Origin of the sequence: Corynebacterium sp. LaCa117 (assembly GCF_046717765.1) — a bacterium.
In the GTDB taxonomy this organism is placed as follows: Bacteria; Actinomycetota; Actinomycetes; order Mycobacteriales; family Mycobacteriaceae; genus Corynebacterium; species Corynebacterium kefirresidentii.
This window is the reverse complement of sequence record NZ_CP177102.1, coordinates 810,325-824,876: the sequence shown is the minus strand read 5'-3', so window position 1 is coordinate 824,876 and position 14,552 is coordinate 810,325. Positions and strand designations below refer to the sequence as shown.

Here is a 14,552-nt window from a genome sequence, read left to right as displayed (position 1 = left end):
TCCATCAGATCATTGAAATGGTCCGCTTGGAGTCCTGCTTACTACAGCGCGCCTGAAAACATGGTCGGCGAGCTCCTCAACGTATGCCAAGTGCGAGAGAGTTAAGCGATAGCCTGCTCATTCCAGAGGTTCGGCATGTACATGCGGAGAATTTTTTGGTCTACGGTATTCGAAAAAGTGGCACGCTATCAACCGCGAAGGCTTTCATATTGGCCGCGATAAGACTGCCCGGTTGATGAAGCTAGCAGGTGTTTCCGGCCGCAAACGTGGACGAGACCCGGTAACAACGCTAAGTCCAAAACACCTGATTGTCGCCCGGACCTGGTGCAGCAAAACTTTCGTGAGCACGCACCGGGCAGGATTTGGGTTGCCGATATTACCTAAGTTCGCACTTCGTCGGGATTCGCCTATACCGCATTTGTAGTCCGTGTCTTCAGTCGGAAAATTGTTGGTGTTGCTACGTGCTCTACGCTGCGCACTGATGCGCTGCCGATGGAGGCTTGAGAGCACGTTTTAACCACTGCTGGAAGAATCCATGGCAATCAGTTGATTCCCCATAGTGAACGGGGCAGTCGGTACGTGTCGTTGAAATATTCAACGGCCTTAGCTGAGTATGAAGTTCGCTCGAGTGCGGGAACAGTCGGCGACTGCTATGACAACGCATTGGCGGAGGGTGTCGGAAGCTTTGTGTATGAGGTTTAATCCTCAATCACAAAGCTTCCGACACCCTCTTGGCATATGATTTTAGAAGTCACGCCGAAAACTGCCAGAGTCGTATTTCATCGAAATATGCTCCTACGACCTCTTACGGATCAAATGCGCGGGATTTCCCGCTACTACCGAATTCGACTCAACAGGTTCTAACACAACCGATCCCGCGCCAACAATACAATTGTTCCCAATGGTACCTCCAAGGAATACCGAATTGGCACCAAAATATACATTGTCTCCTACCACTGGAGCTCCCAATCTTCGATTACGACCACCGAGCGTCACATTTTGTGCTACGGTCACGTTTTTTCCAATGATTGAGTTCGCATGAATGACAACTCCAATACCGCCATCTCCGAGTTGGAATCCGGGGCCTATCTCGGCAGAACCTGGGATTTTGCAGTTGAACCGTCGATAAAGTTCGTTATCGAGAAATTTTGATCTTTCAACAAGCCCGAGTAGAAACAATGAGCGGCTAGCCCGGTAGAGTTGAACGGCATTCGCTTCTCGAATTACCTCCTCAGGAACTCCACCCTGACCATCCAGATTACTAGTTCCAGCAAGAACACGTTCATTGATATGCTCACTAGAATCCTTGACTTCGCAACCAAAGATTCGCATTCCTACGAACTTGGACTCATTGGAAACTAATCCTTTAAGTAAACCGCGAGCTTTTAGAACGGCCGCGACGGTTAAACTCCGCTCGTCAAGTCCATAGACAACTGTTGGTTGATTTGCGATTTCACGATCGGACGCGCGTTGAAAGGAACTCGCATACTCAACCAGCTCGTCCAAGGACGGGCCCTCTGTCTTCTTGTTTTGTCGAAGATCCCCTTCAGAAGCGTGGATCGTATACTTCAGAGATCCGGCCTCAGATGGGCGGGGAAATATCTCTAAACATATTCCTTCGATTAATTGATTCGCATTTGTCGAGTACCATCCACGATATGGTTCCTGTCGCTCACCACGAATCTCCTTGATCTCTACATCAGAATCAAAAACAACCTTCAGTTGGACCCCCAATCGAGTCAATAAAAGAGTCCTCCCTGATATAGACCATTCGCAATTATTCGGTAACAAATAGCGCGACACGACGACATCTCCAGCGACCCCTGACCAAGAATCTTCAACTACAACCGAGTCATGGGGTGACACCTCCACTCGACGATCAAGTGTTACTCCGCTGATTATGTTTCTCATTTTGACGTGACTGTCACTAGCTTCGGGCATCGAGGGAAGAGCCGCAGGTTTAGAAGATTTGTAAGCTTCCCAAGACGGAACCCGGCTAGCGCTTTCTATGGAAAGAACAGAATGTGCTGCGTAGGTACGCAATGCTCGGACCCGAGGATCTTCGTAGTTGTAGCTGTGAAAACCTCCGTCAATAAAGAAATCAATGCCCTTGTAGGCTAGATAAAGCTGCGTATCGTCAGGATGTTTATGAGTCACTGATGAGTAGCCACAAGTAGCTAACAAATAGAGATTCTGAGAGGAATAGACCCATGTACCTACTCGCTGGCTAAATGCCGTCCCAAGTTGCGGGGCCAGTCTAGTGAGCTGCCTAGGAGTGTCTCCGCGAGGGACGTAACGTTTGTTCTTCAAAATCAGATATCGAGAAGATTCATCTGATGCTTCAAGAATCCACCGAACTTTGTTGAAAACCCCGATATCAGTAAGCTCTGGAGTAAACGTATTCGTTAGCCCCCGCAGCAAATTTATCCAAACTCGGTCGTACATTGGAGAGTTCTCACCGCACCAACCGTCATCGCCATATACATAATCCAATATGGCAGGTAGACGATCAGAGATAGCTTTGTCTATACTTCTGGAAAAGTCATTGGTGCCAAGATGCTGAAACGCGCCGCCTTCAACTAACTGCATTTTCGCGAATAAAAGTGAACGAACGACAAACATCCCGTGATTATTCAGCGGAATGTTGGAAACATCGCTCGCCCACTCAATATCTTCAGCCACAAGTCCCGTGACTGCTCGAATAACATCGTCGGGAACATACCTATCCAGAAGAAGCATCGCGAATGTTTCAATCCGCATGGAAGTAGCGTGATCCCATGAAGGATTACTCACATTTTTCCTGCGAATCTTAGCTGAACCAATCCAGCCTGCATAACTTTCAAGAACTGGACTCCACGACTCCGAGGACAGCCGAGGGGCCACAAACCCCAAAAACTGCCCTCCATGTAAATACAGTCTTCCGGATACCGAAAGCCCCGCTTCAACGTCATCCCACGGAACTGTGTCTCCAGGCACAAACTCGAAGCTCTCGCCAGTTGGCAAACCTACACGCACTACACCGCCCTTCAGGTCAGCTGAGGTATTCGCGTATGGAGCGTAGAATGAATGGCTTCTTGCCGAAATGGAGGTCAATTCAAATCATTTGAACTTTTAGGGTCGATATTATAATCGATACCCAATAACTTATAGGCGTTTTGGAACAACTATCGCCTAGTACCCGACAAGCGGAGGCCAACATAACGTAACAGCGCAAAGTGCAGCGCAGGCGCCAGACCCTCAACCAAGCCGTACGACCTTTCTGTCAATGCAGTTTGAGGAGATGAAATCTTTCACCTCGCGCTGTCGGGAAGGGTTGGAAGAATAATATTTGCGGATAAAGCTAGCCTGATTATCAATCAGATAATTAATCGCTCCAGCGTTTTTCTTGTGAATTCGATTACGGGTTTCAATCAGGCAATTAATAACTGCAATACGTTGCGTTACGCAAAAGTCAAATGACTCGGGTTGGCGAGAGACGGAGTTGTCGCTCATACGTCGCACATACATTGAGCCCGCCATCGGAGCGCACGGAACTAGAGTGAGGTCTTCAAACTCCAAAAGTTGACTCATGAAAACAGTATCCTCTCCCGATACCAAAGAATCTTCATACTTGATTCGTTTGGCATATTTGGAAGGTATTAGCTTGCATGCATTTAATCCCAGCAATCCGGATCGATTTCGAAGAGGCTGACGGCCTCCCTTGAGAGCTGCGACTCGATTGTTGTTCGGTGTATTAATCTCCCGCTCTCCGCGGAGCGATTCGTCAGCTAATAGGCCAATTACAACGGATTCATCAGATGCAGACAACCACATAGACAGAAGATAGTCTGGCTCCAGGTAATCGTCATCGTCAACAAACGTTATATATTTGCCCGTCGCAGCCCTTATTCCAACGTTTCTCGCGTTGCCAACGCTTGCTCTTTTTTCAAACATGTACGACACATCAAGGTCGGGATGTTCTGAGGCAAATTCCTCAACAATTGATCTGGTATTGGATTCGTTTCCGTTTTCAATTACGATCAGTTGAATCAGACGTTCTGGAAGCGTTTGGGCACCTATGCTATCGAGCATTTTTTGTATCGTAAGTTCCCCTTGATAGGTTGCAAGGATGACCGACACTTTTTCGTCATAAATAGATGACTCTACGGCGTTTACTGCGTGCAGCGAACTTAGCTCAATTTCCTCTTCATGCAAATCGACCTCATGCCTCATACCAAGACCATTAGGAATCGCAGGCTGCTCGACAGGAATCCCCATACACCGCAGCATCGTCCTTAAATTAAATTCGAACTCAGCTGATTCCTGCCAAATAAACGCGGAACTGTTGACGGAAGGATTTAGTTCTAGCAAAGTAGGCAGTGCTGGAAGCCATGTGAGGGAGACACAATCCGCTTTTCTGGCCGCAGCGAAGAATTTCGGTGACAAAGTGTGTTCGCCGCGATCGATCAAAACGCTCGGTATCCCCAGCTTGCGTCCGTGATCTAGGATTTTTGTAATCGGATAGCGACCTTGATCCTTATTGAACTGAACTCGGTTCTGCCAAGGCCCATTATCATTTGCCGCTGTATCGACAATTAATACGTCGACAAAAGCGTCGATCGCCTCAAAGTAATCGGTGATTGGCATTTCGATTACTCGGCCAACCAATGAACGAAGCCGATTGACAAAATCCTCGCTACCTATTACCGCGACCGTCAACTCGCTCAAACGAAAATGTAAATCTAGCGAATTTTCTTTGCTGCTCTGATTTCCAGCAATCGCACTCTCAATCAAGGGCGCCATTCTATCCAATTCGAGAAACCGTTTGTCCACTTTCAGATCGGAAAGGTCTTGCAACCCGATGTCAAACAATCTCATCACGCGGGCATCGACCGCGGAGCCCGGTGTCAGAGCAATTCTTGCGTCGGCGCGACGCCAAGTACTAAGGGCCAGCTCATACTCGGCATCGTTAAATTTACTATCAGAAATTCGATCATTCAACAAGCTTAGCGACCTCTCATCTGGGATCCAGACGAACGGCAAGCCCAACTGATCCGCTGCGAGCGAACTCGCAAAAGCTACTTCCCAGCCACCGACGGACAACAAAGAGTCAGCACCAGTTTCCAAAACATGACTAATCAAGGTTGCTTTTACAAATTGAACCCATCGATCAAAACGAAGGTTCTTGTCAGTCGAGACTTGGTCAATTGCATAGTCATGTTGAATATCATTACTAACCAAATCCAGGAATTCCGTCGTCCTTAAATGGAGTGGGAGCTCGACATCAATAACCAATTGATCAAAACCGCCGACATGCGGCCACTCCTGCCTATCGCCCTTTACCTGCACAACCAAGGGACTGGTAAACGCTGTGCTTTCGGTATCGCAAATATAATGGTTCAGCCGCATTTCATCCGCAGCGGCTAATCCTCGAACATACAGCTCTAGGTCCTTGAGAGCTCCGGATTTCCCAACTGTTAACTTTATGCCTTCGTCAAGCTGCGAAAGGGCTCCTTCAGTATCTCCACGCCTAAGTTCTTCGGAGACGTCCTTATAAAGCTGTTGTTCCGCGTACGACAACGCTTGATTTTGTGCCGCAGCAGGGCGGCGCACCGACAATTCACTAGCTTCAACATCGAATACTTCCTCAAGCCACAAATCACGGACAATTTCCAATGAATATCGCCTCATTGCCGCCTTAGCTTTTGCGGACTCTCTAACGAATGTCTCATGAGAATAATTACTGGTCATTATTCGTGAGAAGGCTTCATCAGTCGAACAGACATTGTATTCTTCACCAATTATGTCGATCGAACCGTCGCGCTCCCAGGCAATTGGAATAGCTCCTGAAATTCCGCCTTCGACTGCCGCCATATGGAAGGTTTCTCTATACGAAGGAGAGAGGATCCAGCCAATTTTCCTCAACCAATTGCCCACGTCAGGTGAGAAAGGTTCGAACGAAACGTTTGCGAGAAGTTTTCTCTCTCCTAATTCCTTGTAGAATGCACGATACGCATCTTGATGAGCCGACTTCTTCCATTCCCACGTGTAATTCCAGGGAGAATGGCCCTTGATATGAAGTACATAGCGCTCATCAACGGCGACCAACTTCTCCAGCAGATCTAGTGCTCGGTCTGGACGTTTCAGAATTGGAACGATACCAACGAGACCGAGGTGAAAACGCGAATCCTCAAACTTTCGTCGATCCATGTCTGCGGGATTCACGCTATTGGGAATCACAACGACTTTATCGCTAGGCCAACCCTTCATTTCAAGTGCCTTTTTGCGATAAAAATTCGATGCTACGACGATCCGGTCGACGCGGTTGATTTCGAGCTTATCTATCCACTCGGACAGCAACTCATAACCGTGAAGGCGCACAATCAACTTCTGATGGGGAAGTTTATTTTGGGAATACCAAATTGCATTGAAAGATGCAAACTCTGCGATAATCACATCCGCCCATCGGAGAAATGGTACGGACTTCGCAGGTTGTGGACTCGAATTGCTTTCGAACACGTCCAAGCGTAGCTCGACATCCTCACGCTGGACCAACAGATTTGTTAGATCACCTGCGAATTTGAAGTCTGCACCTGCGAGCACAATTTTTAATCGATTTTCATGAGGAGGATGCGTAGCGTAGTTAGGAAGGTCAGCTAAAAAATGCTCCAGAAACGAAGACTGACCGTTTGAGCCGCGTTCAGTAACAAGGCGTCCCACGAATTCAGAACCGTCAAATTGTGGATTCTGAGAGTCGAACTCAAGAAGTTTGAGAGAATTCGAATCCGCAACTTGTTCTAAAATTGCGCTTAAATTCGATGCTAAGCCCTCCGGGACAACCAGCATACTACCTGCGGTAACGAAATCTGAGTTCTGTACATTCCTCGAATCTACGATTAAGCCTGGGACGTCGAGAATTCCACTCCGTTCTACAGATGCGGTTTCGATTGCCCCTTTTGAAGCGTCGAAGCCGCAAAGCAGCAAACGGGGAATCTGACGCTCACCACGGGCCAAACGTGAATATTCCGAAAAATCGATTTTCAAATCTGCTTGGTTGAAAATCAATGAATCAACAACATAAGTCGGAGGACCACTCGGTAAGCGCTTGGTCGTTGCATGGCGTCGTTTGGCCAGATAAAAACGGGGCAAGAGACGCGTCTTAGAAATCGCCTCACGGCATGAAGCCTCGATTCGTGCTCGGCTTCTTTCGTCAGAAGCTAAGAGAACTCGCGCCTTCGCACAGATGGTTTTCAGCCGCGTAGCATCAAAAGTGCTAACCCGACCTCTCGCCGGAGAATCTTCAACAATCGCCCACAAATTCTTTGGGCATTTATCACTGGCGGAAACCTGGAATGCAAAGGCTTCGCCTTGGACAATGACAACATCCGGCGCAGTTTCGCGCGCAAGGCGAATCAGCTGGCGAGCTCGATAACGCGGTAATACACCAAATTCATCCGTAGAGTCGGGTTCATTACCGGTTTGCGCAAGAATCACAGAAACACCCAACTCCGCCATTTCCTTGTGAAATGCGGACTCAGTTGTTTCCCTCGCCAAATACGTAACTTCACAGCCGTCGTCGATGAGCTTGCTAGCGAGGGCTAACGACCACGTCTCGGCAGTCGGATCCTGTTCCGGCAAAAAGTCGAATGCGAGTAAAACTTGCAGAAGTTTATGAGTATTCGTCATTTTTATCGTCTCTCGTTAGCCCTTTTGGCTCTTAACAAAATCTTGAAGACTGATCCAGAGCTTCGATTGCCGAGCGCCCTCCTCAAAGTCAACCCCCGGAATATTATCAAAAGTACACGTTGCAGTAGATTCAATACGCGCGAACGCCTCGCCAGGGCTAAAATCAGGCCGACGTAGAAGAATCACGATGCGGCCGGTTGCGCGGAAAACGCGACCGGCTTCAAAAATTTCTTCGCTTAGCTCTCGAAATGCGCCCGAGTCACTGCCCAGCCATGGGCCAGCGGCAAAAGCCGCAGTGTCAATGATCAGATGGGAAAACCGAGCATCGTCGGACTGCTCCCCCAAAAGGCCCGGCACCGCAGGCCGAGTCTCGACTCGTTCATTAAGAAAACCCCGGAGATCATTTCCCCCAAGGAATAGAACTGTGCCGTGCTTTTTAGCGAAGGCTGCGTCGCCAATAAGCTGTCCTAATGTCAGTCCGAAGGGCGAGGTTGGAACGTCCGGAGTCGAACTCCTGCCCACCTTGTCCAAGATAAAGTGAACAGACTGCTCGTTAGTATCAACCATCTCTAGCGATCCTCCAGTTCGGGGAATTTACGCACTACCATTGTCCAGAGGTCCTCTCGCGCTCGTGAGACATCTCCAACAGGTGTTTTCACAGTCGCAGGTTTGGTTGACAAAATAGAACCAGTTTCGACAAAAGCCCAGGTCTCGGCGGAGCTACCAGCATAGTCACTCCATTTAGAGGGAAGGTAGGGGTTGACAGTGTGATGCTCACCCGACCGCGCGTCGTTTACGATGAGGTAATCAAGTTTCTCTGTTGTCGCGAGAAATGTGAGATAAGGGAGCGAAGCGTTCAAACGAACCAAATGTTCGATTCCCGTCGCCCCCACGCCCTCCAAGGCTCGATTGACCAAGTCGTCGAACTGCGCTTGTGAAAAGTTGCGGGGCCGGCGAGCCCCGTCAAAAGCTGGTATATAATTAGTAAAAACATGCAGTCTAACTCTGCGCTGAATCGTCTCGGGCAAAGATCTAATTGCCGCGGTGACCTCAGTAATTCCGCGACTGGAGTAAAATTCGCCAAAATATCCTAGGTTAAGAGCGTCATCGTCAACTTCGTAATTACTATCTTCTCGGAGGTAGTAGTTACGCGGAAGAGTCGGGTGGTTGGAAACGCTCGAAACTTCTTCGATACGAGCCCGCGCTCGCGGATCAACGACATGCTCAAGCATCGTAGCTCGCTGATTGTCGTTGGTAAAGATAATCTCGTCTGCGAGTGCATAAACCAAATACTCTGCCAGCGAAAAGATGTTTAGGTCTTCCGGCATAACATCAGCGAAGGAACTTTGAATTTCCTGCATTAACGTAGCGCTGAAGGCATCGCGAGGAATCTCGCCCCCACGAGAGAGTCCCTCCACATCCAACGAAAGCGGATCCGAAAACTCGGCAACCCATGCAATCTCAGGATGCTTCATTTTGAACCATGCGCCCGCATAAATCGACGGTGCCCACATCGCCCGCGAATAAACGAAATCATATTTACGGCCATCCGCCAAGAGACTATTTGCGGCACGGTTTGAATGCGCCACAAAAGCTTGGAAAGCCTCCCAAGACGCCCAAGAAGGATTCAAAGGCAAAAAGTACTTCGAATTAACGTAAGGTTCCGCGATAGCCTCAATCGTTGAATCGATCTTCTTCTTATTTAAAAAGGAACAAGCGATTACATCGAATGATCTTGTAAAATCGCGAAGCCGCTTTGAGGCAACTGTCGCGCCTGTGTCCTGGAAGGGAGAAAAATTGTATAACATGGCGAGTGCTGTCGACGGTGGACGCACTACGTCCCACGGGAATCCCTCATCCACTCTGCCTTGTACAATGTCGGAAAGTCTTTGGCGGTCTTCGGGATGCGCAGCCATCCAGTCCTTCAGCCATCGTACCGCCTGAATCTTGTATCCCTCAAGTTGTTGGACATCACTACGAGTGTCCGCCGTCTCTATTTTTCGATTTAGTAAAGACACAAAATCGCAAGTCGATAAAAGTGCTTCGTCCTGTGAGGATATTGAGGGTAACGAAAACATCTCATACCGATCACTAAAGGCTTTTACTGCCTCGCTGAGGGAAGTAAAGGTATTGTTCATTAGCTATCGTTGTAGACTTTCGGTCCTGAGCCGTATCATCCGAGACTCCCTACGGATCTCATTAGCAAGGCGCGCGAGCTGACCAACTTCGCTATTGGAAAGCGCCGCTGAAACAGTCTCAACCCTCTGGCTCAACTTCGAAACACTTGTCTCCAGAGATTTCAAATGGTCGTCAGCAATATGCCCTCCATTGCCCCTAAGACGACGCATCGCATTCAGCATCCGGCGCATTCGCAAATGAGAAACGACCGGGATTAGGGCAATCGCGAGTCCACAAAAAAGAAATGCCCAATTGGCTGCGCCAAAAAGACCAAACGTCGCCCCTAAACAAGCAAATCCCACAGTTAAAAAAAGAGCAACGATATATATCTTCTTTTCCACCAATTATTCCTTATAGTTTTGCAGCGAATACTACACCATCGACGTCTCGGCAAACGGGATGAAACCCACGCGATCTCACTCCGTTCGAATTTTACTTCCTCTTTTGTCTTGTCACCAGTTATATTCCGGCGAAGTCCAGACAAGCAAGACAGTCGCCTACATACTTGCGCGTCGGAAAGCTGAGTATCGCCATCCAAGCCTCAAATCCCAATAACCCGCGACGCTGATGTGCCACAGTCGAGATCTGATGAGACTGTATCACAGATGCCAGTACCATTCGTCCAAAAGCTAAACCGTTTCGCCAACTCGCATCTAAGCCACCGCGACACCGAGAAGCAACTTCATTACAACGATAAGGCCACCCGGGCCACCGGGATCATGCCGAACAATGCTGTCAGCTTGGAGCGACGAGGGTTGAAAAATGTTGAGAAGCGAAGGCTGGCGTCCAGGACGCTTAGTACCTTTGAACTCGTTGTTGGGTGCTACGAATGAGCCCCAGAGAGAGAATGGCTATGTCTTCGACATTTATTCCCTACATGACGGCGGTGACGCCAAGTACCAATTCCCTGGCACCCTAAAAAATCGCGTTGTCGGATCTCTCCCCTACTCGCAAAGGCTCTCCGTCTACAAAGATTACAAGAACTTTCTCAATGTAAATTCGGTCACTCAGAGTCCTACCATGTGCGCTAGAAGGCGTTTCGAGTTAATCGCCTGCGGCACACCGGTAGTGACGACACGTAGTCAGGCGATCGATAACCATTTTGCGCCTAATGAAGTATTTTCTATTGATCCGAAGGAAAAAGTAAAGCCCCTCATCAAGGCTCTCCTCATGTCGCCGGCTATCAGTGACCGGGTCTTACACCGCGCGCAACGCAAGATTTGGCCCGAGCATACATATCGCGATCGTGCGGAATTAATCCTGGGTAAGGCAGCCATTTATTTTTACCTTGAAGGCGCAGATGCCCTGTCGCTGCGCTGGCCGCAGAAAGAGCTGACTTGGTACCACTTTGTCGCCGACGCTACACTGTTTTGCAAGTCCCAGGTTCTTAAGAGCTTGAAAATTGGAGAATTGTCAAAAACGAAGACAGTGATTTGCTGAGACGAGCAGCCAAAGCGGGATACTCCATATTTTCACCGGTTAGGTTCAATTACATTGCCGCTCGCCGACGCGACGTCAAAACGTCGCAAACCTGGCAAATGAGCGATGCGAAAATCCTCTCCTATTCTCAAGTGGAAACTTTCGGATTGAGCTTAAATCACGTCCGAGCATAGCACTAACCATTTTGGCCAGCCCCAAGAAAATGTTTTGATGCTATTCATCAATGCACTCGCAGTTAGTCTTACGCGGCCAACGCCGCTCACCTTACCTCTACTTGCCAAGGTTCCGCATAGCACAACGTGAAGCGTCCTGTTTTTAGTTCCTACCTCAAGTAAGGAAGGATTAGGCACTATGCCCAGAAAGTATTCCGTCGAGTTTAAGGAGAAGGCGGTCCATCAGATCATTGAAATGGTCCGCTTGGAGTCCTGCTTACTACAGCGCGCCTGAAAACATGGTCGGCGAGCTCCTCAACGTATGCCAAGTGCGAGAGAGTTAAGCGATAGCCTGCTCATTCCAGAGGTTCGGCATGTACATGCGGAGAATTTTTTGGTCTACGGTATTCGAAAAAGTGGCACGCTATCAACCGCGAAGGCTTTCATATTGGCCGCGATAAGACTGCCCGGTTGATGAAGCTAGCAGGTGTTTCCGGCCGCAAACGTGGACGAGACCCGGTAACAACGCTAAGTCCAAAACACCTGATTGTCGCCCGGACCTGGTGCAGCAAAACTTTCGTGAGCACGCACCGGGCAGGATTTGGGTTGCCGATATTACCTAAGTTCGCACTTCGTCGGGATTCGCCTATACCGCATTTGTAGTCCGTGTCTTCAGTCGGAAAATTGTTGGTGTTGCTACGTGCTCTACGCTGCGCACTGATGCGCTGCCGATGGAGGCTTGAGAGCACGTTTTAACCACTGCTGGAAGAATCCATGGCAATCAGTTGATTCCCCATAGTGAACGGGGCAGTCGGTACGTGTCGTTGAAATATTCAACGGCCTTAGCTGAGTATGAAGTTCGCTCGAGTGCGGGAACAGTCGGCGACTGCTATGACAACGCATTGGCGGAGACCGTCAATGGACTCTACAAAGCTGAACTCATCTACCCTCACGTCCTGTGGACGTCAGTGCGGGAAGTTGAGTTGGCGACCTAGCGGTAAGTGCATTGGTAGAACACCAAGCGCATTCACGAAGCATTGGACTTTCCCACCCCGCAGGAAGTAGAAATCGAGTACCCTCTCACCCAGCCCGTCAATACGAGTAGTAAAAGAAACGGAACTAAACCCAGGACGCTTCACAGTTCTCGGTAGCCATCATTGTTGACACCGGTTGCTAGCAGCACACTCGTTGTGACCACGCGTCCGACTTCCCGGACTTTCATCGTCAGCGCGTCGCACGAGAGGTAGTAGTACGGGCCGGAATCCAGTGGCCGGGGGCACAAATCCTCCACCATCGAATCCAAGTCTTTGGCCATCTCACTGACTTGTGACTTCGAAAAGTTCGTGATGCAGAGGATGGCGACTAGGTCGTTCATCCTGCGGGTAGACACAGCCTTTAAATAGCACGTGGCGATCACGGTGGTTAAGGAACGTTCGGTACGGGTGCGTCGTTCTAACAGCTAGTCAGACAAGAAGGAACCGTGGCGTATTTTCGGGATAGCCATATCGACGGTGCCGACCCGTGTATCCAGTAGTCGGTGGTGGTAGCCGTTGCGGTGGTTGACGCGGTTGTCGCTGCTGGTGCCCTGGTCAGCGCCGCAGACAGTATCGGCTTGGGCAGATAGAATTTGGTTGATGAAATCACCGAGCATCTGACGCATCAGATCGGATGATGCTTGGGTGAGTAGCTCTTCGAGATACGCGGTCGGGCCAATAGATTTAGGGCCAGCGGCCATTATGGGTGTCGTCTTTTCGAGGATAGGTAGAAGTTGATTTGAAAAGTACCCATGATGGTCGCCCTATTTGTCCGCGGGGCCCATCACAGGAACTAACTCGTACACCACGCTAACGGACGCAACCTCCAGATTTTCCCATCTACTCAAACGGAACAAAACCTGGGGCACTTCATTACACGTTTGGAGCACAGTTTCGCCTTTGATTTAACAGGAATACCAAATGTCTCCAATTATATAGCTTTGCCATTGAAGGCCGTTGGGTATCAACGACTTAATTTGGACTAGTTCAGTGCTCCAAGTCGTTCCTTAAGTTTCGCCTATTCGCTAACCCTTCGCTACAGCTCCCCTTAGTTGCCAGTGAATGTGTTCTAGACGCTTCCTAGTTCGCGTCAGCCTCAATCTATTCGTAGAAAGCCGGGGCGCTATCAGAGCGCATCTAGCTACCCCAAAATTTGAAGAACGGTTGCCGCGCCTGGCGATGCGCAGGCTTCCGGTGTTTCCCGGTTTTCTTGGAAGGACCGCTCGGCGCCGCATTGCCCGGTTGTTTATTCTCCTCAACGCAGATGACCGGCGGAACATAAGCGTCTGTTACCTCGCGCAAATATTCAATGCCGGGAGTCTTGTCAGGCTTACCCATAAGACGGGCCCATTCATGGTACTTAGGAGCAACTTCGGTCGTCGGACCGTCAGCGATGATGTGGCCCTTGCTTATCCACACACAACGTTGGCAGTTCTTTTCAATCTCGGCGATTGAGTGAGACACCAGGAAAAGGTTACCGGCGCGATCAAGGAGATCATTCATGCGTTTGGATGCCTTGGCCGCGAAGGCAGCATCACCGGTTGAGAGTGCTTCGTCGATGAGAAGAATCTCAGGCTTAATCGCCGTAGAAATTGCAAAAGCAAGGCGCGCGCCCATACCCGACGAATAGGTTGACTTTGGACGATTAATCGCATCCCCGAGCTCCGTCCATTCGGCAATAAGGGGAATCTGCGCTTTAGCCTCCTCCGGGGTCATTCCCAGAGCCAGACACCCGACGTAAATATTCTGTGCACCGGTAAGGCCCCCCTGCAGTGCAGGAGCCACCCCCATCAGCGTTGGCGTAGACGAAGTAAGCACCTGTCCGGAAGTCGGGGCTTGGCCACCCGCGATGATTGAAAGGAGCGTAGATTTACCCGAACCGTTTAGGCCAATAATGCCAACAGATTCGCCCGGTTTTACCACCAGAGAAGCATCCACCAAAGCATCGACGACTTGGTCTTGTTTGCGTGTACGCACAACAGAGGCATCATCCGAACGCGATTGCGAAATCACGTATCGCTTGCTTACCCGATTAACAACAACGTTGGCGTCTTCAATGTAATTGATATCCACGAGGTGCCTT

Annotated in this window: 7 protein-coding genes and 3 pseudogenes; 3 read left to right on the top strand and 7 right to left on the bottom strand. The window is 49.5% G+C overall.

Annotated elements, in window-relative coordinates; all coding sequences use genetic code 11:
- Positions 1 to 65 precede the first annotated feature (65 nt).
- Positions 66 to 678 (top strand): annotated as a pseudogene (locus ACLI1L_RS04205) (DDE-type integrase/transposase/recombinase); the annotation flags it as partial.
- Between the two features lie 117 nt (positions 679 to 795).
- Here ACLI1L_RS04205 and ACLI1L_RS04200 read toward each other — a convergent pair.
- The 5 genes from ACLI1L_RS04200 to ACLI1L_RS04180 form a co-directional block, all read right to left on the bottom strand.
- On the bottom strand, positions 796 to 3,093 hold the full coding sequence (locus ACLI1L_RS04200; RefSeq protein ID WP_411708152.1) for a heparinase II/III family protein: 2,298 nt from the start codon (positions 3,091 to 3,093) through the stop codon (positions 796 to 798).
- 144 nt (positions 3,094 to 3,237) lie between these two features.
- A complete protein-coding gene (locus ACLI1L_RS04195) occupies positions 3,238 to 7,665 on the bottom strand; it encodes a glycosyltransferase (RefSeq protein WP_411708151.1) in 4,428 nt (1,475 codons plus the stop codon).
- A gap of 15 nt (positions 7,666 to 7,680) precedes the next feature.
- Entirely contained in the window at positions 7,681 to 8,232 is a 552-nt protein-coding gene (locus tag ACLI1L_RS04190) for a hypothetical protein (protein ID WP_411708150.1), read from the bottom strand.
- A gap of 2 nt (positions 8,233 to 8,234) precedes the next feature.
- Positions 8,235 to 9,803, bottom strand: a complete 1,569-nt coding sequence (locus ACLI1L_RS04185) for a hypothetical protein (protein WP_411708149.1) — start codon at positions 9,801 to 9,803, stop codon at positions 8,235 to 8,237.
- 3 nt (positions 9,804 to 9,806) lie between these two features.
- Entirely contained in the window at positions 9,807 to 10,184 is a 378-nt protein-coding gene (locus ACLI1L_RS04180) for a hypothetical protein (protein ID WP_316981150.1), read from the bottom strand.
- A 421-nt stretch (positions 10,185 to 10,605) separates the two neighbouring features.
- Here ACLI1L_RS04180 and ACLI1L_RS04175 point away from each other — a divergent pair, with 421 nt between their 5' ends.
- Complete coding sequence (locus tag ACLI1L_RS04175; protein ID WP_411708148.1) at positions 10,606 to 11,283, top strand: glycosyltransferase; 678 nt, start codon at positions 10,606 to 10,608, stop codon at positions 11,281 to 11,283.
- A gap of 456 nt (positions 11,284 to 11,739) precedes the next feature.
- Positions 11,740 to 12,586: pseudogene (locus tag ACLI1L_RS04170) on the top strand (IS3 family transposase); the annotation flags it as partial.
- Here the strand turns inward: ACLI1L_RS04170 and ACLI1L_RS04165 are convergent.
- Positions 12,574 to 13,170, bottom strand: a pseudogene (locus tag ACLI1L_RS04165) (transposase); the annotation flags it as partial. The pseudogenes ACLI1L_RS04170 and ACLI1L_RS04165 sit on opposite strands and share 13 nt — an antisense overlap.
- A 436-nt stretch (positions 13,171 to 13,606) precedes the next feature.
- The gene (locus ACLI1L_RS04160; RefSeq protein ID WP_408934348.1) at positions 13,607 to 14,542 is read right to left on the bottom strand and encodes an ABC transporter ATP-binding protein; all 936 of its coding nucleotides are present in this window, start codon (positions 14,540 to 14,542) and stop codon (positions 13,607 to 13,609) included.
- Positions 14,543 to 14,552 lie beyond the last annotated feature (10 nt).